The sequence below is a fragment of the Bradyrhizobium sp. LMG 9283 genome, assembly GCF_045571415.1.
Taxonomy (GTDB): domain Bacteria; phylum Pseudomonadota; class Alphaproteobacteria; order Rhizobiales; family Xanthobacteraceae; genus Bradyrhizobium.
Window position 1 is genome coordinate 1,155,174 of the sequence record NZ_CP120691.1, and the last position, 25,273, is coordinate 1,180,446.

A 25,273-nucleotide genomic window follows, 5' to 3' on the forward strand; every position below is an offset into this window, starting at 1 on the left:
CTGCAATCCCTGTGCCGGAACCGCCAGCAAAATTGAGACAGTCTTCCTGTCCTAACCATCACCTTGCCAAATTTTTGTCTAGCACACAAGCGTGCGGAAGTCCCGATTCCCGATATGTCAATCAATCGCTTTCCGAAAGTTGCGCAGCCCCGGTTTTGAAGCAAACGCGCCCTGATCCGGCCCCGCGGACGCCGGAATCCCGAATGAAGCTTCGGATCAACCCTTCGGAAGGCGCGCCCCGCCGCAAGAAGCGAAAGAGGGCGGCCATCGGAGGGCCTGACAGGAGCGTCTCGACCATGAAGTTTTTCACAGGATGTGTGGCGGCCGCCGCGCTGGCGCTGGCAGCAAGTGCGGGGCACGCCGAGGTTCCCCCGAGCGGTATCGAGAGGGCGGCCGTTATCGCGGTGTCGGATTTCGACGGGCCCTATGCGCCGCCGGAGGCCGGCCCGCCGCCGCGTTACGGTTATGGCTACGACTACGAGGAGCGCGGTCCGGCGCCGGCATTGTTGCCGTCAACGGAGGTTTACGCGGTGCTGCGCGAAAACGGCTTCTCGCCGCTCGGCATCCCGCGCCTGCGCGGCAGCGTCTACACCATCGCGGTGATCGACCATCGCGGCGATGATGGCCGGCTGGTGATTGACGCCCGCGATGGGCGGATCATCCGCTTCCTGCCGGCCAGTGACGCCTTTGGCATGGCACCCGCCTATGACGAGCGTACGGTCGCGCCTTACGGCCCGCAAAGCGCGCTGCCGCCGCCGACCGTGATCCGCAGCGGCCCGCCGCGCCCGCCGGCATCGATCCCGCATGTGGCAAGCCGCGCCGTGCCGCTGCCCAAGGCCGTCCCGCGACGCGCCGAGACGCCCATCGCTGCGGCGAAGCCGGCCGAGCCGTCGGCGCAGCAGACTCAAGCAGCGCAGGCCCGGCCCGCGCAGCAAGCCGCTGCCGTGCAGGCCAAGCCGGCCGAGGCCGCACCGCAAGCCGCCGCGCCGACCGTCGTTCAGGCCAAGCCGTCAGCGACGATCTTGCCTACTCAGGAGATGCCGGCCGCGCAGGGTCTGGACTAAAGCGGAATGGCTTTAGGCTAGGCGGGGAGATCTGAGCAAAACAAAAAGCGCCTGAACCCTTCAGGCGCTTTTTGCATCAAAACGATCGCCGCTCAGCTCCGCCCATACCCCGCGGCTTCCAGGATCAGATTCGCAACTTCCTTCGGATGCGACACCAGCGATAGGTGGCCGGCATCGAGCTCCACCGTGGTGGCGTTCATGCGCTTGGCGAGAAAGCGCTCGAAATCGGGGTTGATGGTGTAGTCGTTCTTCGACACCGCGTACCAGCTCGGCTTGGAGTGCCACGCCGCCTCCGTGGTGCGGCCGGCGAAGATCGAAGCTGCCGTCGGCCATTGCACGGCGTAGAGCTCCCTGGCCTGCTCCGGCTTCACGCCATTGGCGAAGTACTTCAGGAAGGCCTCTTCCGACAGCTTGGTGTAGCCGTCGCGTTCGACGATGCCGGCGCGCGCGGGCCCGGTCGGAAACTGCTTCGACAGTGCCACGAAATCCTCGTCCGCATCGGGCGCGCGTGCGGCGATGTAGACGAGCCCGGTGACCTTCGGGTCGGTGCCGACCTGGCTGATCACGGTGCCGCCCCAGGAATGCGCGGCCAGCACGGTCGGTCCGTCCTGCTCGGCCAACACGCGCTTGGTCGCCTCTACGGAGTCGGCAAGCGACGACAGCGGATTCTGCACGGCGGTGACATGCAGGCCTGCCGCCTGCAGGATCGGGATCACCTCCGACCAGCTCGAGCCGTCGGCCCAGGCGCCGTGCACCAGCACGACGTTTTTCGCCTTCACCGTCTGCGGTGTCTGCGCATGAGCAAGGCCGAGGGGCGCCGCTAAAAGGCTCGCGGCGACGAAAAGGCTGCGCCAGAGTGACATGATCTTCTCCGTCTCATTTTGGGTTCGATGCCCAAAGGACGGAGGGAGAGATGGCACCGTTACGCGTCTTCACCGCCCTGTGATGCAATGCACAACGAAAAAGCGCCCCGGGGCACCGGGGCGCTTTCGCAACTTGAAAGTCGCTTGGCTTAGGCGGCTTGCGCGGCCGAGTTCTCGATCACCTGCGCCTTCGCGCCGGCATTGATCGCGATCTGGCGCGGCTTCTTGGCCTCGGGAATCTCGCGGACGAGGTCAACGTGAAGCAGCCCGTTCTCGAGAGAAGCGTCCTTCACTTGCACGAAGTCGGCAAGCTGGAAGGCGCGCTCGAAGGCACGCGCGGCGATGCCGCGGTAGAGCACTTCGGATTTAGAGTTCTCGTTGGCGACTTTCTCGCCCTTGATCGTCAGCGTGTTTTCCTTCGCGACGATGGAGAGCTCATCCTTGGCGAAGCCCGAGACCGCAACGGTGATGCGGTAGGCGTTCTCGCCGGTACGCTCGATGTTGTAAGGGGGGTAGCCGGGGCTGCCGTCCGAGCTGGTCTGGTCGAGCAGGTTGAAGAGACGGTCGAAGCCGACGGTGGAACGATAAAACGGGGTGAGATCATAGGTACGCATGGTCAAGTCCTCCATTGAGCGACTGTTCAGGTAACCCGCCCGCCATCGGGCCGGGCTTTCGTCTGTGTGCAGCCTGATGTTCCGGTTCCGAAACACTGTAGCGGCCTGCACGAAGGTGATATGGGTGGAACGAGACGGCGTTCAAGAGGGCGGGATAGGCGCCTTTTCGGCGCTCCCACCCCTTGATTTCTAGCACTTCCAATCATGACGCTGGTCTCGATCCCGTCCAATCCCGTCCCCGAAAACGTCGTCAGCGGCACCATCAAGACACCCGATGGCGCCGAGCTGCGCTTTGCGCGATGGGCGCCGCCGGCGAACCGCAAGGGCACCGTCTGCGTCTTCACCGGGCGCAGCGAGCAGATCGAGAAATATTTCGAGACGGTGCGCGACCTGCGCGATCGCGGCTTTGCGGTGGCGATGATCGACTGGCGCGGGCAGGGCCACTCGTCGCGCCGTCTGCGCGATCCGCGCAAGGGCTATGTGCGCGACTTCTCCGATTTCGAAATCGACGTCGAGACCTTCGTGCAGCAGGTGGTGCTCCCGGATTGCCCGCCGCCCTTCTTCGCGCTCGCCCACTCGATGGGCGGCACGGTGCTGCTGCGGGTGGCGCATGCCGGCAAGCGCTGGTTCGACCGCATGGTGCTGTCGGCGCCGATGATCGACCTGCCCGGGCGCACCACCTCGTTCCCGGTGCGTGCGCTGCTCAAGACGATGCGCCTGCTCGGGCAGGGCGGCCGCTACGTTCCCGGCGGCGGCGACCGCCTCACCGGGCTCGATCCCTTCATCAACAATCCCCTGACCAGCGACCCGGTGCGCTATGCGCGCAATGCCGCGATCCTGGAGGAAGATCCGACGCTCGGACTGGCGTCACCGACGGTCGCCTGGGCCGATACCGCCTTCCGCGCGATGCACACTTTCAAGCGCGTGAACTACCCCTCTCAGATCCGCCAGCCGATACTGATGCTGGCGGCGTCCAACGACACCGTGGTCTCGACCGCGGCGATCGAGGAGTTCGCCTATCACTTGCGCGCCGGCTCTCATCTCGTGATCGCCGGCTCCAAGCACGAGATCCTCCAGGAGCAAGACCGCTACCGCTCCCAGTTCTGGGCCGCCTTCGACGCCTTCGTGCCGGGCACGCCGCTGTTCAAGTAGAGGTGTTGCCGCGAGGGCGGTGCGCTCCCTCGCCCCGTTCTTACGGGGAGAGGGTTGGGTGAGGGGCTGTTTCCGCAAGGACGGTGAGAATTGGATTCGCGGAGAGTCGCCCTCACCCGAATTCGATCTGCGATCGAATTCACCTCTCCCCGCATCCGCCTTCGCTGAAGCTTCGGCGGACAGGAGCGGGGAGAGGTGAAGATCATTCACAGCGTCTTCAGATACTCGATCAAATCGTAACGCTCTTGCTCCTTGAGCACGCGGCCGATGGTGCCGTCCTTGCCGGGGCCTGGTGTGCCGTCGAACGAGTGGCCGGCATTGCTGTTGCCGAACAACTCGGTGCCATCAGACGCCCGCGTCGAGAAGCGCGACTGCCCGGTCTTGCAGCTCTCGCCGTCGGAGACCGCGAAGCCGACCTGCTTCGGATCGTAGTCGCGACCACCGCCCATGCAGAAAGATTTGGGGCGCTCGGCCGCTGGGCTCAACATCCAGTAGAGCGAGGGCACCGATCCGTTGTGCAGGTAAGGCGCGGTGGCCCAGACCCCGTTGAGCGGGCGCGCCCGATACCAGGGCCGCGGCTCCTTCTTGTCGGGCGGCTGCGGACCGGGATTGGGGCAGTTCTTGCGCTCACCCCACCAGGCCTGCTGAACCTTCGGGTCGATCTTCGCATCGTCCATCGCCTTGCGGGCGACGATGTCGACGAGCACCATCAGCCCAAGCGAGTATGGCATGTCGGTCGAAGAAACATCCGGCAGATTACAGCTCCACCAGGCATTGAGTTTCTGCGAGGGATCGAGCTTGAGAAAGCCCGGTACCTGAACCGTCCGCGTCTCCAGCACGCTGGCCTGAGCGGGATCGGTCCCCATACCTTTGACGCTTTTCTGGACCTCGTTCAGGAATTTGTCGGCGCCGATGGTCTCCCAGCGCGGCGAGGACCAGATGCTTTGATCTGGAAACTCGGCGTCGAACACGGGATCGTTGACTGGCCCGAGATGGCATTCGGCACAGAGTTGCGCGTAGAGCTTGCGGCCATTCTTGACGCGGTCACCGTCGATCTTCCAGGCATCATCACCGAAGATGTCAGACGGCCATTTCGGTGATGTCAGTCCGGTGAGCTGCTTCTTCGGATAGGGCGGCGACCCCTTCAGCAGATCCTCGATCCAGTTCAGATTCTTGATATCCATCGACGAGCGGAACAGCCTGTCCTTGGGCGTAGTGTCGGACAGATTGAGCAGCGCGGTCACGCCCAGCGCTTCGCCGGCGTTACGGATCAGCGGCTGTTCGATGGACGCGTCATATTGCGCGTATTTGAGCCAAGGTACGGTCCAGATCGGCGGGAAGCTGACCGGCGCGTCCTTGGCGTGCAGATTCTTTTCGAAGCCGCTGAGGCCGCTGAGCGCCATGTCCTGGGCGAACACCTGATTGCCAATGCGGTTGAGCGCGTCGAGACGGCCGTATCCTTCCTCCGTGTCCTGCTGTGGCTCTTGCCGCTTCGTCTTCTCGTTGAACCTCGTCTTGCCCTCGATGGTTTTCGCGTAGGTCTTCTCCCAGTCGATCAGGAATGTGCTGATCGCACGCAGCTTCTGCTTCAGCGCGTCGCGATCGGCATCGCTGGCGGAGGCGCCGAGCACGCGGTCGGCGAAGCGCGTGAAGCGGCCGGGCACGAGCAGCGTGTAGGCGATCGACAGGCCGGTCGTGACCTCGAGCTTCCTCAGATCGGTCATCGCCGGGCCGCCGTCAAAACGGATGTCGATGCCTTTGTAATGGATCTGGCCGGTGTGGCAGGCGGCGCAGGTCAGGCCGATCCGGTCCTCGCCGATCTGGCCGGTCGCAGGATCGGGGACGCCGGTCATGCGCGCGAAGCCAACGGGCAGGCCGTCGACGTTTTCGGCCTGGCGACCCCAGTTCACCGGCGGATCCCAGAGCCGCGCCGGCACCGGCTTCGTCTTGTCGTAGACGTTGGCATAGCCGAACCGGCGCAGCGTGGCATCGTCGGTGTCGATCGTCTGCGGGCTCGGGATGAAGCCGAAGCGCTGCAGATGGTCGCTATCATGCAGCATGCCGGGCTTTGCGAAGAAATGAAGCCGCGGCTGCTCGAGCGCCATGAACCAGCGATAGGGCACCGGGAAGGTCGCGGTGCCCTGGCTGGCGTGATGAAACCAGTGCCGGTCCTCCAGCGCCCAGTTCTGCTCGAGCCAGTACGCGGCCCGGGGTTCGACGTGCTCTGGCAATGGCGGCGCCACCAGGTCGCCGAGGATGCCTGGCAGCATCGGCTGGAATTGATCCGGAAAGCGCAGCGCCACGACGCCAAGGACGAGGAGCGCGGCGACGAGTCCGCCGGCAGCGCGCAAGATCAGCGAGGGCGGGGTGACCGGCTGGCTGGCGACTCGCTGGGTGATCCTGTCAGGGAATTTGCGCTCGTTGAACAATGTCCTCACCTCGGCCACGCTGAGATAGCGGTCATCACCCTGACCCTTGCCCATGATCTTGAGCAGGATCGGCCATTCGAACTTCATCAGGATCGGGTAGTACCAGCGCGCTTGCTTGCCGGCGCGCTTGAGATTGTCCTTCATGAAGGTCTGGATTTGCGAGGCGTTGAGGCCGGTCTCGGTGCCGCCGCCATCGGGATCGGTATAGGTGCCGCCGAAGCTGGCGAGACGCGCAATCTCGTCCTCGTTGACGCGTCCGTCGACGCCGAGGATGCGCGAGCCGGCACCAAGCTTGTCGAGCGGGCCGCCGCGCAGCCTATCGAGCTGCGCGCCCCAGAAGATGCTCTGCAGGATGTGACAGGCGCCGTTGGCGATCAGCGCGACGCCGCGCACCTGGATGCGGGCCGAAACCTTCTTCAGCCCCGCCTTGCCGCTTGCATTTGCGATGGTCTGTGACAGCGTCCGGAGCGGGACGGTCCCGCCATCGACGAAGCCTTCGCCGACGAGGCCGCGCAGGAACGGACAGGGATTGTTCGGCGAGACCTGGATCGAGGGGTCGAAGGGCGGCTTCGAAGCGCGGTCATGCATGGCCCAAATCCTGAAAACGGCGAATCGCAAAAAAAGACGCGCCGATCAAGCGCGGAAAGTCCTAACAAACCGACAGCAAACTATACTACTTCAGCGTGCAACGAAGTGTGGCTGATTTCACGGTCGTGTCAACAACAGCGGGCGTGCGCAGCTTGCCGCGAAGGGCGGGATCGCGGCTCGTCAGGACTCGGCGACGCGTTTGAGCTCGCTCTGAACCAGGGTCAGCTTGCCGAGCGGCACGCCCGCCTTCAGCAGTCCGTCGCGGTAATGGGCAATGTCCTCGGGCCGCTTCCAGTGGAAATTGCGCAGGTGACGATCGACGTTCAGGGTCGGGTAGTTGCCCATGAGCACGGAGGTAGCCTCGGCCGCCTCGCTGCTCCGGCCCAGTTGCGCCAGCGCCGCGGCGCGGATCGCTAGCGCCTGCATGTGGTTCGGGTTGATGTAGAGCTGCTCGCGGGCCCATGACAGCGTCGCGTCATATTGGCGCAGAAGGTAATGACTGAAGGCGTTCAGCGCCGCCCATTGGTAGCGCGGGTCGCTGTTGTCGCGCTGCGAGGCCATCGAGAACAGCTCGATCGCCTCGCGGTGCTCGCCGATGATGAAATGGCAGATGCCGAGGACCCCGCGCGCGCCGTTGTCGTAGGGGTTGAGAGCGACCGCGCGCTTGGCGGCATCCATCGCGGCCTCATAGTGGCCTTCCATGCCGTGAGCCCAGGACAGGATCGAGAACGCGAAGGAGGACCGCGGGTCGAGCCGGACGCTGGTCTCGGCGAGATGCATCGCCTCGGCCCACATCTCGCGCGTGCCCTTGACCCAGCCGAACTGGATGCTCTGGATCTGGATCGTGGCGAGATAGGCATGCGCGATCGACAGCTTGGGATCGAGCCGGATGGCCTCCCGGAACAGGTCGACGGCGGCGGCCAGATCTTCCTTGGTCTGCCGGTAGTAATGGGACAGTCCCTTGAGGAAGCGATCCCAGGCGCTCACGTCGGTCGAGAGCCGCGCCGGCGCCGAAGCCTCGGCACGGACGATCTCGGTGGCGATGGCGGCGGACAGGTTGGTCGTGATCTCGTCCTGCATCGCGAAGAGGTCGCCGATGTCGCGGTCGTAGCGACCGGTCCAGAGCTGCTCGCCGGTTTCCGGTGCGATCAGCTCGGCCGTGACGCGGATCTTGGCGCCGGCGCGCCGCACCGAGCCCTGGATCAGATAGGTGGCGTCGATCTCGCGCGCGATCAGCCGCGTGCTCGTGTTCTTGCCCTTGAAGGCGAAGGTCGAGTTGCGGCTCAGCACCCGATAAAAGGATTGCAGCGACAGCGCGTGGATCAGATCCTCGGTGAGGCCATCGGAGAAATATTCATCCTGGGCGTCGCTGAGATTGGCAAAGGGCAGCACGCCGACGATCGCGGTGCGGTACTGCTGCGACAGTGCCGAAGCCTCCCGGAGCTCGGGTGCAAGCGGCGGCGCGCCCTCGGGCGTCCAGGTAAAGACCCCGATCGCATCCTTGATGTTCTTGAAGCGGTGGTTGCCGGCATCGGTCAGCGGCACGGCGAGATGCTTGCTCGCCTCACGGTAGGCCTTGGCCGAGATCGCGAAACCGCCGGGGCTCGCCACGGATTCGAGGCGGACGGCGATGTTGACATCATCGCCGAAGACCTCGTCCTCGTCGGCGATGACGTCGCCCATGTGGATGCCGAGCCGGAACTGCATGGCGCGGTCGGCCGGCAGATGGCGATTGCGTTCGGCCATCAGCGTCTGCATCGCGACCGCAGCTTCAGTCGCGCTGACGATCGAGGGGAACTCGAGCAGGAAGCCGTCGCCGGTGTTCTTCACGACGCGACCGCCGTGATTGAGGATGATCGGATGGATCGCGCTGCGATGGGCCTTGAAGGCGGCATGGGTGCCGGCCTCGTCGCTGCCCATCATGCGCGAATAGCCGGCGACATCGGCGCAGACGATGGCAGCCAGACGTCTTTCCATATCCGCAAAGCTCCAGGGGATAGGGGACCGGCCACGGCGTGGCAGTCGCCTCGAATCCCGCATTTCAAGAACCCTGCCTTTATAAAGCAGATGCGGCCAAGCGGAAGCATGATCCGCATTGCAAATTCGAGCTAAATCCTAGGCAATTACGGCGGTGGACGGGGCCGGGCGAACCGACTAAGCGGAACCCGGACGGGGCGGCGGGAGGCAGCTTGCATGCTGGGTATTCACGAAATCGGTCTTTTCATCCTGTCGGGCGTGCTGCTCAACATCACGCCGGGGCCGGATTCGGTCTATGTGATCGGCCGCAGCATGCAGATGGGCTGGCGGGGCGGGGCCGCCGCCGCCTTGGGCATCAGTTGCGGCTGCTTTTTCCATGTCGCGGGCGCGGCGATCGGGCTTTCGGCCCTGCTGATGGCATCGTCCACCGCGTTCTCGATCCTGAAGCTGGTCGGCGCGGCCTATCTCGTCGTGACCGGGCTTCAGATGCTGTGGTCGCGCCCGGTGCTGGCGTCGGCGATCGACGAGCCGGTGCGGAGCTCATTGCGGCGGGTCTTCCTCCAAGGCGTCTTCACCAACGCGCTCAATCCCAAGGTCGCGCTGTTCTTCCTGGCCTTCCTGCCGCAATTCGTCGCAGCCGATGCGCCGCACAAGCCGCTCGCCTTCCTGACGCTCGGCCTGATCTTCATCTTTACCGGGACACTGTGGTGCCTGGTGCTCGCCGCGTTCGCGGCCAAGGCCGCCAACCGGCTGCGTCAGTCCGAGGGCGCGATCGCCTGGATCAACCGCGCGCTCGGCGGTCTCTTCATCTATCTCGGCGTCCGCGTTGCCATGCTCGAGACGCGGTAACTTCCTTCACGCGAATTCCTTCGCCAGCGCGCTGCCGGCGAGATACAGGCCGAGCAAGATCATCGCGATCAGGAACCAGCGCCGAAACGCTTCGGCCGGCATCCGCGCGCGCACTGACTGGCCGATATACATGCCGGCAAAGGCCATCGCCATGGCGATGGCTCCAGGCACGGCATTGGCGGGGGTCAGCAATCCGCCGGCGGTCAGGTTGAACGCGAGCGCTAACGTCGCGGTGGTGAAGAACACGCCGAGTGCCTGCACCAATTCGTCTTTCTCCATGCCGATCGCCTGCATGAATGGCATCGAGGGGATGACCTGCACGCCGGTTGAGGCCGAAATCACCCCGGTGACGAGGCCGACTACGCCGCCGACCCATTTCTCGTTCTGCGGCGCGACGCGGAAGTGGAATTTGCTCAGCCCGATGATGGCGTAAACAACGAGCAGGATGCCGAGCACGATGGTGCCGTAGCGCGCATGGGGCCCGGTCAGCGCGCCGGCATTGAGCCAGCAGCCGATCACGGTGCCGATCATCAGCGGCCACAGCCGCCGCAAGATGTCGCGCAAGTAAGGACCGACGAAGGTCTGCCAGATATTGGTGATGATGGCCGGCACGATCACGATGGCGATGGCGCGGCTCGGGGCCATGCTCACGGCGAGCAGGCCCATGGACACCGTCGGCAGGCCGAGTCCGATCACGCCCTTGACGACTCCGGCAAGCAGGAAGACGGCGGCGATGAGGATGAGCAGCGGGTCGATCATATCCGCACATTGACCGAAGTCGCGATCAGGCACAATCTGGAGGTTACGGAGTGAGCCTTCGCTGTAAACGAAGGCTAAGGAGAACCGCCATGCGATTCGACCTCGTGGACCTCCAGCTCTTCATCGCGGTCGCCGACCAGCGCAGCATCACCCGCGGTGCGGAGCGGTCGCATCTCGCTCTGGCCTCGGCCAGTGCACGCATCAAGGGGCTCGAGGATGCGCTCGGCGTCGCGCTGCTCAAGCGCGGGCGCCGCGGCGTGGAGTTGACCGCGGCCGGCGAGAGCCTGCTCGATCATGCGCGGCTGGTCATCCACCAGATCGACGCCATGCGCGGCGATCTCGCCGGCTTTGCCTCTGGCGTGCGCGCCAGTGTGCATTTCCTCGCCAACACCTCGGGCCTGTCCGAGCATCTGCCGAAGGCGCTCGCGAGTTTCCTGCGCGAGCATCGCGACGTCGCCATCGACATCGAGGAGCGCGAGAGCACCGATATCGCTGCGGCGATCACCGCCGGTGCCGCCGATCTCGGCTTTGCCGCCGAGCACGCGCTGCCGGAGCATATCGAACGCTTCCCCTTCAGCGAGGATCGCCTGACGCTGGTGACCTCGCGCCGTGGCCCGTTCGCCGGCCGCCGCCAGATCGATTTCCAGGAGGCGGGCGCCTGCGAGTTCGTCGGGCTTACCAGCGCCACCGCGCTCCAGATGCATATTTCGAAGCACGCCGCGCGGCTCGGCATGCGCCCGCATTTCCGCGCGCGCCTGCGCGATTTCGACGCGATCTGCCAGATGGTCGCAGCCGATGTCGGCGTGGCCCTCGTCCCCGAAGCCGCTGCACGCCGCTGCGCCAAGACCATGCCGCTCGCCATGGTCCGCCTGCGTGACAATTGGGCCAACCGTCGCCTCGTGATCTGCGCGCTAAACTTCAAGGCGCTGGCAAGGCCGGCCAAGATGCTGGTGGAGCATTTGCGGGCGGAGGCGGTGTGAGGATGGATGCCATGTCCCACCACACGGGCGGTGGACTCCCTCTCCCGCTTGCGGGAGAGGGGTGGGGAAAGGGTGTCTCGGCTAGGAAGAATCCCCAAGAAAGAGCCCTCACCCGGCGCTTCGCGCCGACCTCTCCCGCGAGCGGGAGAGGTGAAGAACCACCTACTTCGCCGTCTCGACGCCCGCGTCCTTGATCACCTTCGCCCACTTCCTGGTCTCGTCCGCGATAAACTGGCGAAAATGCTCCGGCTCGTCGCCGATCAGCGTCGCGCCCTGTGCGGCAAGCTTCTCCTTCACCGCCGGATCCGCCATGGCCTTGGTCGCGAGAGCATGCAGCGCGGTGACGATCTCCTTCGGCGTGCCCTTCGGCGCCACCATGCCGTACCAGTTCTCGATGCGGAGATCAGGAAAGCCCGCTTCCGCGGTGGTCGGCACGTCAGGCGCGGTCGGTGCGCGTTCGGCCGAGCCCATCGCGATCGGCCGCAAGGCGCCGGCCTTGACCTGCGGCAGGAGCACCGGCAGGTCGAGGAAGGTCATCTGCACCTGCTGGCCCAACAGATCGTTCACTGCGGGCGCGGCGCCGCGATAGGGCACGTGCACGATGTCGATCTTCGCCGTCAGCTTGAACAATTCGCCGGCGAGGTGCGGCAGGCTGCCGGGACCGGAGGAGGCGAAGTTGAGCTTTCCCGGCTGCGCCTTGGCCAGCGCGATCAATTCGCCGATGTCTTTTGCGGGCACGTTGGTGGCCACCACAAGCATTTCCGGCACGGTCGCAACCAGCGTCACCGGCGTGAGGTCGGCCTGCGTATCATAGGCGACCTTCTCCATGCTCGGGCTGATCGCGAGCGCGCCGGCTGAGGAGATCGCAATGGTGTAGCCGTCAGGCGGGGCCTTCGAAACCGCATCGGTGCCGAGCACGCCGCCCTGGCCGCCGCGATTGTCGATCACAACCGGCTGTCCGGACAGCTCGGACATACGCTGGCCGATCACCCGGGCGATGATGTCGTTGGGCCCGCCGGCCGGGAACGGCACGATCAGCTTGATTGGCTTGGCCGGAAAATTCTGCGCCGATGCCAATGACGGCAGCAGCAGAAGCAATCCCAAGAACAGTTCAACGAGCAGCCTGCGTAAGACGGTCATGCAAGCCCTCCGCTCGCTTGTTATTGGTTCAAAAGCCTCAAGGCTTCTTCGTGAACCCGCGGGTCGCAGGCCGCGATGATGCGGCCGCCGCCCTGGGCCGGCTTGCCTTCCCAGGTGGTGACGACGCCGCCCGCGCCGGTCACGATCGGAATCAGCGCTGCGATGTCGTAGGACTTCAGCTCGGTCTCGACCACGAGGTCGACGTGCCCGGCCGCGAGCATGCAATAGGAGTAGCAGTCGCCGCCATAGCGCGACAGCCGCGCGCCCCGCTCGATGCGGCCGAAGATGGCGCGGTCGCTCTCGTTCATCAGGAGGGGGCTGGTGGTATAGGTCGTGGCTTCCGACAGCGACGCGCAGCGGCGGACCTGGAGCCGGCGCTCGCCGGAGGGCCCTTTGTAGTGGGCCGAACCATTGTCGCCGGAAAAGCGCTCGCCGATGAAGGGCTGGTGCATCATGCCGAATACCGGCGTGCCCTTGTGCAGCAACGCGATCAGCGTGCCCCAGATCGGAAAACCGCCGATGAAGGATTTGGTGCCGTCGATGGGGTCGAGCACCCAGACGTAGTCGGCGTCCTCACGCTCGTTGCCGAATTCCTCGCCGACGATGCCGTGCTGGGGAAAGTTGGCCTTGATCAGCCGCCGCATCACCGCCTCGGCGGCGCGGTCGGCCTCCGTCACCGGATCGAAATCCTTGGTCTTGCTCTTGTCGTCGATCGACAGCGAGGTGCGGAAGAACGGCAGGATGGTTTCGCCGGAGACGGTGGCGAGCCGTCCGATAAAGGCGGAGAAGTCGATCACCGTCACAGGCCGAATCCTCGAAGCGAAGGTTGGATGAAGCGCGCCTCCTGCCTAGCTCAATTCGCCTGCCGCGTGCAGCGCTGTCTTGATTTTGCTCCCTGGTATTTTGGATGCCGGGGCGCGCTGCCTCATCCCAGTCATCTCCTGGCCAAATATCGATCACAGAGTTGAAAACTTAGTTCCGAGGTTGCCTTGTTCGTATGCAAATGACTATCAACCCATTGAATTTCCTTATCAAAGAAACTGAATCTGGGTTTCCATAGAAGCAACTGAGCCATGTGCGAATTGCATGGGAAACGGCTCAAAAGCCCTTGCACTTTGTGCGGCGCGGTCTCATATTGTTGCGGTGCGGTAGCGCTTGGCGTTACCGCTGCCCTCCTTGGGCGTTTCCTCCCTAGACTTGGGCCGCTTCTTCATCAGAAGCGGCCCTTTTTTCTTGGCCCTCTATTTTCACTTCAAGGCGCGCAAGCTTGCAAAGCGAAGACGCGATCGCGCCAATCGCAGACAACATGGATCGAAGGAAAAGCCCGGCGCCTATTCCGCCGCGGCCTGGAACGGGCCGAGATCGGCGAACGGAATCGTGGTTGCCAGCACGTCGGCGAGAATGCCGAAGTCGGAGGCCACTTGCGCAAAGCGCGCACTCCGCTCGCGCCGCCGCTCGTCCATGTAGATCGCGCGATTGAGCTCGAGCTGTACCGCGTGCAAGCCGCTTGCGGGATTGCCGTAATGTTCGGTGATGAAGCCGCCGGCATAGGGCTTGTTGCGGCCGATCGAATAGCCGAGGCCTGACAAGGTCTCCTCGACGCGATCGGGAAGCAGCGGCGTACAGCTCGTGCCGTAGCGGTCGCCGATCACGATGTCGGGCCGGCGCGGCTCGTCCCTGCTGACGCCGACCGAGGGCATCGAGTGGCAGTCGACCAGCACCACGGTGCCGAACATCTGGTGCACCTTGTTGATGAGCCGGCGCAGCGCGCGATGGTAGGGCTTGTAGAGCATTTCGATCCGCCCCAGCGCGTCGTCGACCAGAATGCGGTCGCGATAGATCTCCTGGCCGTCGCCGACCACGCGCGGAATGGTGCCGAGGCCACCGGCGACCCGCATCGAACGGGTATTGGCGAAGCTCGGCAGCCGTCCGGTGAACATGCGGGGGTCGAGCTCATAGGGCTCGCGGTTGACGTCGACATAGGAGCGGGGAAAGTTGACCCGCACCGTCGGAAAGCCGCGCTCGCTCAAATGGCCGATCAGCTCGTCCATGAACGAGTCTTCCGAGCGCCGCAGCGTCGGCAGGTCGATCCGCGACGCCGCCAGGAATTCGTCCGGATAGGTCGAGCCGGAATGGGGCGAGTTGAAGATGACAGGCGCGCGCCATTCGGCGGGCTCGAAGATCTCGAAGGCTGGCGACATGTCGCCGTCAAACCGGGTCATCTTCTCAGGCTTCGTCCCTTCGTGCCGGGATCTGGCAGGGACCAGATCGCATCGATTCGGCCGATCGAGCGGCTCTTATGTGTCGTCATTGTCCGGAATCGCAACCATTCTGCCAAGCGAAAAGATGCGAAGGACGCTGGAACACGTCTTAACTGTGCAGGCGTCGCAGCGGGGATCAGTCGATCCGGCTCGATTGATTCGCAGCCCATTCCGGTTCACAAAGAGCCGGCAGCGCAGCCGGCCCAAGGTAAAGATTTTCACCCCAAATTTACCCTCCGTCGGGCTTAGTGACCTCTGCTGATATCCTCTGGGGATTCGACGTTTCCTGCCATGCCAAAGATCCTGCTCGCCGAAGACGACAATGACATGCGCCGTTTCCTGGTCAAGGCGCTGGAAAACGCCGGTTTTCAGGTCTCGTCCCACGACAACGGCATGGCCGCCTATCAGCGGTTGCGGGAAGAGCCGTTCGAGATGCTGCTCACCGACATCGTGATGCCGGAGATGGACGGCATTGAGCTCGCCCGCCGGGCCTCGGAACTCGACCCCGACATCAAGATCATGTTCATCACCGGCTTCGCCGCGGTCGCCCTGAACTCGGATTCGGACGCCCCCAAGAACGCCAAGGTGCTGTCCAAGCCCGTGCACCTGCGCGAATTGGTCAGTGAAGTGAACAAGATGCTGGCGGCCTAAATCGGCCCCCTTCCGTCCTTGCGCCGGGTCCCCTGAGCCGTTATAGGGACCCCACCGATGAAATGACCTCTAGGGCACGTAGCTCAGCGGGAGAGCACTACCTTGACATGGTAGGGGTCACAGGTTCGATCCCTGTCGTGCCCACCATCTTCTTCAATGACTTAGGCGCCCCGCGCCTGAGGCCTGAAGAGGTGGTTTCCACGCGGAGCCGGCTGGCAAGCTCGTCGGGGGCGCACCAACTCGTCTGTAGATGCCAAACATGGTTCACGCCGAAGGAACAACCGCGGGCGGGCAACGTCGTCGATCTCATGGAGGCGCTACGTCGGGGCGTGGGCGGCGAGGCCGCCGAGACCAAGACTCCAAAAAAGCCGGCCAAGAAGGGGAGGAAGGCGGTGGCCCGGCAGAAGGAAATGCTGATGCCGATTGCCGGCAAGAAGCCGGCCAAGGAAGCAGCGGCAAAAAAGTCGGCGGCCAGGCCGCAGCGGAAATCGGCTTAGGGCGTGTTAAAGGCGCGTTCGTTAGCGAGAGGTCCTCCGATGACCATCAATCTGAACCACACCATTGTCCCTGCCCGCGACAAGAGGGCAGCGGCGCAATTTTTTGCGCGCATTTTTTGCCTTCATCCGGATGTGAAAGACGGCCATTTCGCGCCGGTACGTATCAACGACACGCTCACGCTCCTTTTCGAGGATCAGGAGGAGTTCGAGAGCCATCACTACGCCTTGCACGTCAGCGATGCCGAGTTCGATTCCATCTTCGGTCGCGTTCGCGAGGCGAACCTCGCGTATGGCAGCGCACCTTGGAGTCTCGAGGATGGCAAGCTCAACGACTGGAACGGGGGCCGCGGCGTCTATTTTCGTGACCCTGATGGCCACGTGCTCGAACTCATGACCGTGCCTCAGTGAGCGAGTTGACAGGCGGGGCGCTTCCTCAGAGTGAGCCGGGCGGCATGTTCGAAGGGGAGCCGGTGCAGAACAATGCTGACGCAGATCTACGAAGTCGCTACGCCCGCCGAAGCTGAGGCGATATCCGCAATCGGCGTGGACCATATCGGCGTGCTTGTCGGCGATGGCGCTTTCCCTCGCGAGTTGCCGGTTCACAAGGCGGCAGCGATCATGAAAGCGATCCGCGCGCCGTCCGTACTTTCGGCGCTGTTCCTCTCGGCGGATGTCGGCCTCATCGAACGCATGGCCAGGGAGCTTGAGCCGCCCATCGTGCACCTTGGCGCTTCGAACGAATTGCTCCCCCCCGATCCTGCATTGTCGATCCGGACGTTGGAGGCGCATCGTCCACCAGGTCTCAGCAGCTTGGGGGCTAATTCGCTTATGAGCGGCTAGAGCGGGGCTGCGTGTCGGAGTGCGGGCGCATGAGATGGCCGTCCGCGACGGCGCAACTGATCACCGCCGCCTCGCGGCTTGGGGACGGAGCCCGCCCGACCACCGCCAGGCGACTGGACCGGAATTCAGAGCAGCGCCAGGACCGCGACCACCACGACCAGACCCGTCGCGGTCACGCACCAGCATGACACCTCGAGGACTCGCATAACCTGCCCCGGTTGAAGGGCCTGCCCTGCCCCGGACGCTATATCGGGAACTCGACCAGCGGAACCGCAACTTTTTCATGCCGCCATGTGTTCACGGCAGGGGCGCACGACACGCGAGGCCCGATGCCCCTCATGCCAATAGGTCATGTGTTTCTCACAGTGGCGATCATGATTCTTGCCTTCCTCGGCGAGGTCGCAGTGTTCGCTCTTCTCGGAATCTTCTGAGCGCTTCGACTGAGGCGGCTGGCGCGACCACCCCGGCATCCGGAGTGCGCGCGGTAGCGCGCGAAGCACCGGATTGCTACGGGCCTCCCTTCGCGTGATTCTTTACGATTTCGGCTTAAATTCCAGCTTGATGGACAGCGACTATAACCCCGAGCGCGAAGCCGAAGCGGCGATCAAGTTAGCCGCAGCGACTGGTGGATTGGAGCGGCAACACTGGATCGGCCTCGCGATGGCCTGGCAGGAAATCGCTCGCATGCGGCAGCCCTCGCTGTTCGGCGCCGGCACCTAAGAGGCGGCCTAGTCACAATTCGGTGGACACTCCGGGCACACGTCGCCGATCCAATTAAGCACGTCACCGACCTCAGCAACTGCATCTTCGGGTGAGATCCCGGCCGGCCGCGGAAGCCATCTTCTCGGTCTTAAGCGGCGATCTCACTGGCGCCAGCAGAAGCGCCGCCGCCCGCTCCATTTTTCTTGGGCGCATCCGCGACCATTGCCTCTGTCGTAATCAACAGAGCTGCGATGGATGCTGCATCCTGTAGCGCCGATCTGACGACCTTGGTCGGATCGATGATCCCTTTGCCGAACAAGTTGCCATATTCTCCGGTCTGTGCATCGAAGCCCCAGGCGTACTCCTTGTTCTCCAGGATTTTGCCGAGCACGAGCGATGCTTCTTCGCCCGCGTTCTCTGCAATCTGCCGCGCAGGCCAAGTGATTGCCCGCTTCACCGTTTCCACACCATGCTGCTGGTCCTCGTTGGCCGGCTTCAGCTTCGACAATGCAGAAGTAGCCCGCAGCAGCGCAACCCCGCCGCCGGGGAGGATACCTTCTTCGACCGCTGCGCGTGTCGCGTGCATGGCATCATCGACGCGATCCTTGCGCTCTTTGACCTCGATTTCGGTCGCGCCGCCCACCCGGATCACAGCGACGCCTCCTGCAAGCTTAGCCAAGCGCTCCTGTAGCTTCTCGCGGTCGTAGTCCGAGGTGGTATCTTCAATCTCGGTCTTAATCTGTTTGACCCGCGCTTCGATTTCGGATTTCTTACCGGCGCCACTCACGATCGTCGTGTTGTCCTTGTCGATCATGACCTTCTTGGCACGTCCAAGCATCTGGAGGGTCACTTTCTCAAGCTTGGTGCCAAGGTCCTCACTGATGAAATTGCCGCCGGTGAGAATCGCGATGTCCTGCAGCATCGCCTTGCGACGGTCGCCAAAACCTGGCGCCTTCACTGCAGCAACTTTCAAGCCGCCGCGCAGCCGGTTGACGACGAGCGTAGCCAATGCCTCGCCTTCCACATCCTCGGCGATGATCAGCAGCGGCTTGCCGCTCTGGGCTGCTGCCTCCAACAAGGGCAACAGGGGCTGTAGCCCCGAGAGCTTCTTTTCGTGAATCAGGATGTAAGAATCCTCGAGCTCGACCCGCATTTTCTCGGTATTGGTCACGAAATATGGGGAGATATAGCCGCGATCGAACTGCATCCCCTCGACGACCTCGAGTTCGGTCTGTAGCGATTTGGCTTCTTCGGCGGTGATGACGCCTTCATTTCCGACCTTCTTCATTGCATCAGCCAGAAAGCGGCCGATCTCGCTGTCACCGTTGGCAGAGATGGTGGCGACCTGCGCGATCTCCTCGTTTGAAGTCAGCTTCTTCGAGTTTTTCTTCAGCTCCTCAACGACGGCGTCGACGGCGAGATCAATGCCCCGCTTGAGGTCCATCGGATTCATGCCGGCCGCAACCGCCTTCGCACCTTCGCGTACAATCGCGTGCGCGAGCACGGTAGCAGTCGTCGTGCCGTCACCCGCCTGGTTCGAAGTCTTTGATGCGACCTCACGGACCATCTGGGCACCCATATTCTCGAACTTGTCTTCAAGCTCGATCTCCTTTGCTACCGTCACCCCGTCCTTGGTGATGCGGGGGGCGCCGAAGCTCTTTTCGAGCACGACGTTGCGGCCCTTCGGCCCCAGTGTCACTTTGACGGCATTGGCGAGAATATCGACGCCGCGGAGCATTTTCTCTCGGGCGTCAGTTGAAAATCGAACCTCCTTTGCACTCATAGTTCCTTCCTCCCGAAGAATCCTATTTTTCACCGTGATTACGCGGCCTTCCTTGCGCTTGCATCTCCTGTCAGCACGCCAAGACATCACTCTCCGTGATGATCAGGTACTCTATCCCGTCGAGCTTGATCTCCGTTCCGGACCATTTGTCGAAGAGAATGCGATCACCGACCTCGATATCGATGGGCGTGAGCTTTCCGGATTGGTCCCGGACCCACGGCGACCACTTCGGCCTGTTGCGGTTTCTCGCGCGCGGTGTCGGGAATGAAAATTCCGCCAGGCCACTTCTCGTCGGCTTCGATGCGCTTAACGAGCACACGGTCATGCAGCGGACGAAACCCATGGCGTCTTCCTCCCGCCTCCAGTTGTCTAGCTGCTGTGACTGGAGAGACCCAGCCGCTAAATCAACTAGGTTTGATAGCTGCGATTTTCAAGGACTGGCTCCCCGCCGCGAGTTGTGTAGCCCCTAGACTGGCGAGATCCGGAGCAGCACCATCGGCAATCCGGGCACGGACCGCGCGCTTGACGCGCTCGAAAGCGCGCTGCTCGATCTGGCGGATGCGCTCCCGCGAGACATGAAATTGTTGCGCAAGGTCATCGAGCGTCTTCGGCTCATCGGCGAGATATCGCGAGCTTCGAGGATTGCGCGTTCGCGTATAGACAGCGCATTGAGTGCCTCTGACAGCGCAGCCTGACGACACCGAGACTCGTCAGCATCCGTCAGAGCGCTCTCTGGATCGGGCAAAGGGTCTAGTAATCGATCCTGCCATTCTTCCGTCGTCTCGTCATCACTGATCGTCAGGTTAAGCGAAGCATCCCCGCGGATGCGCCGGTTCATCTCGACCACCTCCGGTGGGGTCACCTTGAGGTCTTCGGCGATGTAGCTGACCTGGTCCGGGCGGAGATCGGTTTCGTCACCGGCTGCGATCCTGTTCTTGAGGCGGCCGAGCTTGAAGAACAGCTTTTTCCGGGCAGCCGTGGTGCCCATTTTCACCAATGACCATGACCGCAGGATATATTCTTGGACCGACGCCCTGTTGGGAGGCGAGAAATGGTTCCAGCGAGGGCCTAGGCTGCTGAAGTCAGCCGCGGCGCCTTGGCTCTATCGACCGCGGCGCGTCTGGCGGCGATCGCCATCCAGTCCCGCAGCAGTCCCTTGTCCTCTCTTGAAAAGGAGGCCCGCCGCTTGAGATGGTCCAGCGTGTCACCGGGGTGGCATCGCTCGAAATCCTCCCGGATCAGCGATTCAAGGTAATTCCGTTCCTCTTCACTGACTGGGTGCAGACTGTAGTTGGTCCACATGGCGATGCTTTGGTAAGCGACACTGCGGTTGGGAGGTCGGCCCCGATATAACTTGGACGCTGGCTGTTTGTTCGCAAACTGATGGCGGGCCGCATCAGCGTCCATCTGGTCCGATGAAGATGAAACAGAGTCCAAAACTGGCTGGCGACGCCGGCTCAAAGCCTCACAGGCGGTGCCGCCAATGGCGCTGCCAAAACCCTAGGGCTTGAGCCGGTGCGCATTCCTGGACCAATCGCCTATATTCTCCTCTACGGCGCCTTGTACGCAGCGTTCGGTGTCGCATCTCCTTTCTGGCCAAAGCTTTATGAAACGAAAACCCTGGTCCCCCAGCAGATCGGCTTGCTGCTGGCCGCTGCCATGCTAACGCGGCTCGTCTCTGCACCGCTAGTTGCGTTTCTCGCTGATTTCTTGGGATCGTTGCGCCTCGTGCTCGCAACCTGTGCCGCCCTGGCCGCAGCAACCGCCGTCGCATTGATGTGGGCCGATACGTTCCCATCCTTGCTTCTGATCGCATTGGTCCAGGCCGCTGTTCTTGCTCCCACGACGTCGATTGCCGATGCGTTGGCGGTCAACGTGTCGAGGCCACGGATAGCGGAAAGGACGTTTGAGTACGGCTGGATAAGAGGATCCGCGTCGGCGGCCTTTATTCTGGGAACGCTAAGCGTTGGGCAGCTCATTAGCCCCACCGATTTCTCTCCGGTCATCTGGATGAATGCCGGCCTGCTGATCGCGGCGGCCGGCGCCACGGCATTGATCCCCGATGGGACCAGTAGAGCCGCACGGCAGCGTGCGCCATCGTCTGGCATGTCTCGGGTCGGCGCAGTACTTGCTATCCCGCGGTTTCGACTCGTGATCTGTATCTCAGCTTTGGTCTACGGCAGCCACGCAATGCACGATGCATTTGCCGTGATTCGGTGGACCGATGCTGGCATGAGCCCCTCAGCGATCAGCTTCCTGTGGTCAGAAGCGGTGATTGCGGAAGTGCTCGTTTTTTGGCTCCTCGGCCCGGCATTCCTTGATCGGTTTGGCGCCCGCGGTGCAGCTGTTTTGGCTGCTTTGGCCGGGACCCTGCGTTGGTCTATTGCCGGCGTGACGACCTCCGTGCTGGTCCTTGCGCTGATACAGCCACTACATGGACTGACCTTCGCTCTGCTTCATCTCGCGTGCATGCGCATAATGGGCAATCTGGTCCCGAGGAACGTCGCCGCAACCGCGCAAGCCTTGTACGCGTTTGGCTCAGGCTTGGTGACTGCGACGCTGACTTTCCTATCCGGCGTTCTGTACGCCTCATATGCCGGAGCTGCATTCTTCCCGATGGCAACACTCTGCGCCGTAGCACTCCCGTTGGCCTGGGTGGGCTTAGCAGAAACAAATGATCGCTCTACCGCTGCTCTCTAATAGAAGCTTTGCTAGGTTCGCTCGGATCGCCGCTGTTCCAAACGGCGGCAATGAACGATCCAGCCCGGTTGAGGTCGATCCCCAACCGCTGCATGAGTGGTCTGCGTGGCGGCCGCTTGCTTCGGGTTCTCCGGCTGGTCTTCGGATCGAGCGTGTACTGTCTGGCGACCTGAGCCGTGTCTGGCCGCCGCGCGTTGTGCGGGATCGTCTTTCGCAAATATGGATGATGAGTGAGGAAACTTTTGCGGGCGGGTGCGTTCGTTGTCGTACAAAGTGCGCGCTGCGATGGGGAGGACTGCCATGCGATCCACAATCGTTGCAATGCTTATAGCTGTTGGAACTACGTTCGCCTTGCCGACGCTGGCGCAGCAGCAGACGGCACCGAACCCGCAGATGCAGGAGGAGGCGGACAAGGGCCTCAAGACCCGCCAGTCCGGCGAGTCAGGCTATGTCGGCGAGCAGGAAAAGCCAGGTGCTTCTGCTCATCCTCCTGGAAAGACTGACACTGCTCCGCCGACGACCGGCTCGACCAGTGGCACCTCCACGGGGGCGCCGGGTAGCGGCGAAAAGCAGAGGTGAGCTGAGCCTCGCCTAGGCACGCCCAACCGCGCGCCTGGCGTGTAGTCCATTGCTCTTGCGCCTCGCTCGAGAAGCCACACGTGCTGGCTGCAGCGGGGCTGGAGACGGACAATGCGAAGTCCGAAGCAAACGCGACGCTCGCTTTTTTTCGTTACGCTCGGAGCGTTTCTGACAGCGAGGAGGTTCGCTGCGGCGCAGGAAGATCAGCCCGGCAGCAGCGACCGGCCGAGGAAAGGCGATCTTCTTGTGATCTCAGAGGGTGACCGCGCCGGCGCCCTCATCGTGCCCGATGACGTGAAGCTCGGTGAAGCGCCGCTGCATGCCTGGCCAAAGGACGCAAAGACTTCGGTCGTCCGCAACGGCTCGCGGCTGAACGAAATCCTTCTCATAAGGCTTGATCCCGGGGAGATGGATGAGGAGACGCGCTCGCGCTCCGCTGAGGGCATTGTAGCCTATTCCGCGATTTGTACTCATGCGGGATGTTCTGTCACCGGCTGGCTGAAGTCCGACGTAGGCGACAAAGACGTTCTCAAGTGCTTTTGTCACAATTCCGAGTTCAATCCCCGGGAAAGCGCGCAAGTCGTGTTCGGGCCAGCGCCCCGGCGTCTGGCGCCGCTGCCGCTTGCAATAGCCGACGGCTCACTCACCATAGCTGCAACATTCGTTGGAAAGGTAGGTGCTCAACAAGGAGGGTGACGAGTAGTCGCACCGGATTCCCGTGCCATATTAATGGTGGGCAAGAGAAATAGCTTAGGGAGATGACGTCCATGACCAAAAGGCAATGGCTATTGTCGGGTTGTGTTGCGTGCACGACCTTTTTGTCAACCGCTGCATTTGGCGGTCCGATCGAAAATTACAGCCCGGTGACACAAGCCCGGCTGGAAAATCCGGAACCTAGTAACTGGATGCTGTACCGACGCACCTACGACGGGCAGGGCTACAGTCCACTCGAGCAGATCAACACCTCAAACGTCAAGAATCTCAAGCCGGTGTGGACTTTCTCCACTGGCGTGATCGAGGGCCACGAGGCGCCGCCGATCGTCAACAACGGGGTGATGTTCGTCACCACCCCGATGGGGCAGGTGATCGCGCTGAACGCCAAGACCGGCGAAGAGTATTGGCGCTACAAGCGCCAGCTACCGGATGATTTGTTCCAGCTGCATCCGACCAATCGCGGCGTCGGTCTGTGGCAGGACAAGCTCTATCTGGCCACAACCGATGATCACGTGGTTGCCCTCGATGCGAAGACCGGCAAGGTGGTCTGGGACACCAAAGTTCAGGACTATAAGAAAGGTCAGTATCTCACCCTGATGCCCCTCGTCATCGACGGTAAAGTCATCGTCGGCGGCTCTGGCGGTGAGTTCGGCGTCCGTGGTTACGTCGTGGCCTTTGACGCGGATAGCGGCAAGGAGCTGTGGCGCACCTTCACCATTCCAGCGCCGGGTGAACCCGGCAGCGAAACGTGGACGGGCGACGACTGGAAGACCGGCGGCGGATCGGCTTGGATGACCGGCAATTACGACAAGGACACCAAGACCATCTACTGGGGCGTTGGTAATGCTGCGCCGTGGCCAGGGGACGCACACCCGGGTGACAATCTCTATACGACCTCCGTGCTCGGCCTCGATCCCGATACCGGTAAGATCAAGACATATTTCCAGTACCATCAGAACGACTCCTGGGACTGGGACGAAGTAGAGGCACCGATACTGGTCGACCTGCAAAGAGATGGCCGCACGGTCAAGAGCCTGATTCATCCGGGGCGCAACGCGATCTTCTGGATCTTGGAGCGTAAGCCGGACAAGATCAGCTACGTAGCCGGTTGGCCCTATGTTCATACCGACGTTTGGAAAGGCATCGAGCCCGAGACCGGTAAGCCGATTGTCGACCCTGCGCACAAGCCGGTGCTCGGCAAGCGGGTCGAGTTCTGCCCGTCGCTGTGGGGCGGCAAGGACTGGCCGTCGGCGGCCTACAGCCAAAGGACAAAATATGTCTACGTGCCGGCCAACGAGAACACCTGCGGCGGCTTCACCGGCGAGAAGGTTGCGCTGAAGCCCGGCGAATTGTGGCTCGGCACCAAGCCTGAGGATATCGGTCTGACGATCCGTCCCGGCGCCAAACACATCGGTGAATTGCAGGCCTGGGATCCTGCAACGGGCAAGAAAGTCTGGTCGCACACGTTCCCGAAGTCGCAACTGTTCGGTTCTGTGCTCGCGACCGCCGGCGATCTCGTCTTCGTCGGTGGGACCAACGATCGCAACTTCCGCGCTTTCGATGCGAAGAGCGGCGAACTCTTGTGGGAGTTGAAGACCAACTCAGGCATCATGGGAATGCCGGTGTCCTATGAGGTGGACGGCACGCAATATATCGCAATCCAGTCCGGCTGGGGCGTCGACGGGCAACGCATCCAGGATGCGCTCGTGACCCAAAACATCGGGGTGGAAAACAACGTGCCGCAGGGCGGCGTGGTCTGGGTGTTCGCCGTGCAGAAATAGCCGCGTAAAGCCGCGAGGCGAGAAGCGGCGGACTAAAAAGGTCCGCCGCTTCCATGTCTATTTACCCTTGGTCTCAACCTTGGCTTTCTCGTCCTCGTTCATCTTCTTTACCATCGGATCGCGGCTGGCCTCGCCGGTGGTCTGGGTCGTGGTGGCGGGCGGAGCGTTGCTGGGCACGGAGGTTTGACCGGCCGGATTCGCTTCCGGCCGGGTGGCGGTGGCGGGCGGCGGATTTGTCTGCGCGCTCGCCGCCTGAGCACTCAGAAGAAGGGCGCCCGACAATAGCGATGCCACAAGTACCGCTGGGGTGGCTTTCATTTGTCCGTCTCCTGTTCAGTTTACTATTCAGA

24 protein-coding genes, 1 tRNA gene and 2 pseudogenes are annotated in these 25,273 nt (G+C 62.8%); 14 read left to right on the forward strand and 13 right to left on the reverse strand.

Annotated elements, in window-relative coordinates; all coding sequences use genetic code 11:
* Positions 1-296 precede the first annotated feature (296 nt).
* Positions 297-1,064: a hypothetical protein gene (locus tag P6U29_RS05405; protein ID WP_407116652.1), complete on the forward strand. Its 768-nt coding sequence runs from the start codon at positions 297-299 to the stop codon at positions 1,062-1,064.
* Between the two features lie 92 nt (positions 1,065-1,156).
* On the opposite strand, the gene P6U29_RS05410 is transcribed toward P6U29_RS05405, so the two are convergent.
* Both P6U29_RS05410 and P6U29_RS05415 read right to left on the reverse strand, forming a co-directional pair.
* Positions 1,157-1,927 carry an alpha/beta fold hydrolase gene (locus P6U29_RS05410; RefSeq protein ID WP_407116653.1) on the reverse strand — a complete coding sequence of 257 codons (771 nt, stop codon included), beginning with the start codon at positions 1,925-1,927 and terminating at the stop codon, positions 1,157-1,159.
* A 149-nt stretch (positions 1,928-2,076) separates the two neighbouring features.
* A complete protein-coding gene (locus P6U29_RS05415) occupies positions 2,077-2,541 on the reverse strand; it encodes an Hsp20 family protein (RefSeq protein WP_271545705.1) in 465 nt (154 codons plus the stop codon).
* Between the two features lie 204 nt (positions 2,542-2,745).
* Between P6U29_RS05415 and P6U29_RS05420 the strand changes: the two genes are divergently transcribed.
* Positions 2,746-3,693 carry an alpha/beta fold hydrolase gene (locus P6U29_RS05420; protein ID WP_407116654.1) on the forward strand — a complete coding sequence of 316 codons (948 nt, stop codon included), beginning with the start codon at positions 2,746-2,748 and terminating at the stop codon, positions 3,691-3,693.
* A gap of 206 nt (positions 3,694-3,899) precedes the next feature.
* Here P6U29_RS05420 and P6U29_RS05425 read toward each other — a convergent pair whose 3' ends face one another.
* Both P6U29_RS05425 and P6U29_RS05430 read right to left on the reverse strand, forming a co-directional pair.
* Positions 3,900-6,710, reverse strand: a complete 2,811-nt coding sequence (locus P6U29_RS05425; RefSeq protein ID WP_407116655.1) for a di-heme-cytochrome C peroxidase — start codon at positions 6,708-6,710, stop codon at positions 3,900-3,902.
* 180 nt (positions 6,711-6,890) lie between these two features.
* Positions 6,891-8,687, reverse strand: a complete 1,797-nt coding sequence (locus tag P6U29_RS05430) for an adenylate/guanylate cyclase domain-containing protein (protein ID WP_407116656.1) — start codon at positions 8,685-8,687, stop codon at positions 6,891-6,893.
* Between the two features lie 216 nt (positions 8,688-8,903).
* Between P6U29_RS05430 and P6U29_RS05435 the strand changes: the two genes are divergently transcribed.
* Positions 8,904-9,536 (forward strand): LysE family translocator, encoded by a 633-nt coding sequence (locus P6U29_RS05435; RefSeq protein WP_407116657.1) that lies wholly within the window; start codon positions 8,904-8,906, stop codon positions 9,534-9,536.
* Between the two features lie 6 nt (positions 9,537-9,542).
* Here the strand turns inward: P6U29_RS05435 and P6U29_RS05440 are convergent, their stop codons facing one another.
* Complete coding sequence (locus P6U29_RS05440; protein WP_407116658.1) at positions 9,543-10,295, reverse strand: sulfite exporter TauE/SafE family protein; 753 nt, start codon at positions 10,293-10,295, stop codon at positions 9,543-9,545.
* A gap of 89 nt (positions 10,296-10,384) precedes the next feature.
* Between P6U29_RS05440 and P6U29_RS05445 the strand changes: the two genes are divergently transcribed.
* Positions 10,385-11,275: a LysR substrate-binding domain-containing protein gene (locus P6U29_RS05445; protein WP_407116659.1), complete on the forward strand. Its 891-nt coding sequence runs from the start codon at positions 10,385-10,387 to the stop codon at positions 11,273-11,275.
* Between the two features lie 162 nt (positions 11,276-11,437).
* Here P6U29_RS05445 and P6U29_RS05450 read toward each other — a convergent pair whose 3' ends face one another.
* From P6U29_RS05450 to P6U29_RS05460, 3 genes are all read right to left on the reverse strand, one after another.
* Entirely contained in the window at positions 11,438-12,415 is a 978-nt protein-coding gene (locus P6U29_RS05450) for a Bug family tripartite tricarboxylate transporter substrate binding protein (protein ID WP_407116660.1), read from the reverse strand.
* A gap of 20 nt (positions 12,416-12,435) precedes the next feature.
* Positions 12,436-13,218 (reverse strand): histidinol-phosphatase, encoded by a 783-nt coding sequence (hisN, locus tag P6U29_RS05455; RefSeq protein WP_407116661.1) that lies wholly within the window; start codon positions 13,216-13,218, stop codon positions 12,436-12,438.
* Between the two features lie 528 nt (positions 13,219-13,746).
* Entirely contained in the window at positions 13,747-14,637 is an 891-nt protein-coding gene (locus P6U29_RS05460; protein WP_407116662.1) for an N-formylglutamate amidohydrolase, read from the reverse strand.
* Positions 14,638-14,967: 330 nt separating this feature from the next.
* Between P6U29_RS05460 and cpdR the strand changes: the two genes are divergently transcribed.
* The 6 genes and pseudogenes from cpdR to P6U29_RS05490 all read left to right on the forward strand — a co-directional run bounded on the left by cpdR (position 14,968) and on the right by P6U29_RS05490 (position 17,384).
* Positions 14,968-15,327: a cell cycle two-component system response regulator CpdR gene (gene cpdR, locus P6U29_RS05465; protein WP_007597092.1), complete on the forward strand. Its 360-nt coding sequence runs from the start codon at positions 14,968-14,970 to the stop codon at positions 15,325-15,327.
* Positions 15,328-15,399: 72 nt separating this feature from the next.
* Positions 15,400-15,474, forward strand: a tRNA-Val gene (locus tag P6U29_RS05470).
* A 119-nt stretch (positions 15,475-15,593) separates the two neighbouring features.
* Positions 15,594-15,824 (forward strand): annotated as a pseudogene (locus P6U29_RS05475) (Ku protein); the annotation flags it as partial.
* A 39-nt stretch (positions 15,825-15,863) separates the two neighbouring features.
* A complete protein-coding gene (locus tag P6U29_RS05480) occupies positions 15,864-16,232 on the forward strand; it encodes a VOC family protein (RefSeq protein ID WP_407116663.1) in 369 nt (122 codons plus the stop codon).
* Between the two features lie 72 nt (positions 16,233-16,304).
* The gene (locus tag P6U29_RS05485; protein ID WP_407116664.1) at positions 16,305-16,664 is read left to right on the forward strand and encodes a hypothetical protein; all 360 of its coding nucleotides are present in this window, start codon (positions 16,305-16,307) and stop codon (positions 16,662-16,664) included.
* Between the two features lie 561 nt (positions 16,665-17,225).
* Positions 17,226-17,384, forward strand: a complete 159-nt coding sequence (locus P6U29_RS05490; protein ID WP_407116665.1) for a hypothetical protein — start codon at positions 17,226-17,228, stop codon at positions 17,382-17,384.
* A gap of 130 nt (positions 17,385-17,514) precedes the next feature.
* On the opposite strand, the gene groL is transcribed toward P6U29_RS05490, so the two are convergent.
* The 4 genes and pseudogenes from groL to P6U29_RS05510 form a co-directional block, all read right to left on the reverse strand.
* On the reverse strand, positions 17,515-19,149 hold the full coding sequence (gene groL / locus P6U29_RS05495; protein WP_407116666.1) for a chaperonin GroEL: 1,635 nt from the start codon (positions 19,147-19,149) through the stop codon (positions 17,515-17,517).
* 38 nt (positions 19,150-19,187) lie between these two features.
* Positions 19,188-19,514 (reverse strand): annotated as a pseudogene (locus P6U29_RS05500) (GroES family chaperonin).
* Between the two features lie 39 nt (positions 19,515-19,553).
* Entirely contained in the window at positions 19,554-19,850 is a 297-nt protein-coding gene (locus tag P6U29_RS05505; RefSeq protein ID WP_407116667.1) for a sigma factor-like helix-turn-helix DNA-binding protein, read from the reverse strand.
* A gap of 367 nt (positions 19,851-20,217) precedes the next feature.
* Positions 20,218-20,451: a hypothetical protein gene (locus P6U29_RS05510; protein ID WP_407116668.1), complete on the reverse strand. Its 234-nt coding sequence runs from the start codon at positions 20,449-20,451 to the stop codon at positions 20,218-20,220.
* Between the two features lie 213 nt (positions 20,452-20,664).
* On the opposite strand from P6U29_RS05510, the gene P6U29_RS05515 reads away from it, so the two are divergent.
* The 4 genes from P6U29_RS05515 (at position 20,665) to P6U29_RS05530 (ending at position 24,923) form a co-directional block, all read left to right on the forward strand.
* Positions 20,665-21,849: an MFS transporter gene (locus P6U29_RS05515; RefSeq protein ID WP_407116669.1), complete on the forward strand. Its 1,185-nt coding sequence runs from the start codon at positions 20,665-20,667 to the stop codon at positions 21,847-21,849.
* 300 nt (positions 21,850-22,149) lie between these two features.
* Positions 22,150-22,428, forward strand: a complete 279-nt coding sequence (locus tag P6U29_RS05520; protein WP_156952260.1) for a hypothetical protein — start codon at positions 22,150-22,152, stop codon at positions 22,426-22,428.
* A gap of 111 nt (positions 22,429-22,539) precedes the next feature.
* On the forward strand, positions 22,540-23,124 hold the full coding sequence (locus P6U29_RS05525; RefSeq protein ID WP_407116670.1) for a ubiquinol-cytochrome c reductase iron-sulfur subunit: 585 nt from the start codon (positions 22,540-22,542) through the stop codon (positions 23,122-23,124).
* Between the two features lie 71 nt (positions 23,125-23,195).
* Positions 23,196-24,923 (forward strand): methanol/ethanol family PQQ-dependent dehydrogenase, encoded by a 1,728-nt coding sequence (locus P6U29_RS05530; RefSeq protein WP_407116671.1) that lies wholly within the window; start codon positions 23,196-23,198, stop codon positions 24,921-24,923.
* Between the two features lie 57 nt (positions 24,924-24,980).
* Here P6U29_RS05530 and P6U29_RS05535 read toward each other — a convergent pair whose 3' ends face one another.
* Positions 24,981-25,241 (reverse strand): hypothetical protein, encoded by a 261-nt coding sequence (locus P6U29_RS05535; protein ID WP_407116672.1) that lies wholly within the window; start codon positions 25,239-25,241, stop codon positions 24,981-24,983.
* Positions 25,242-25,273: the final 32 nt, after the last annotated feature.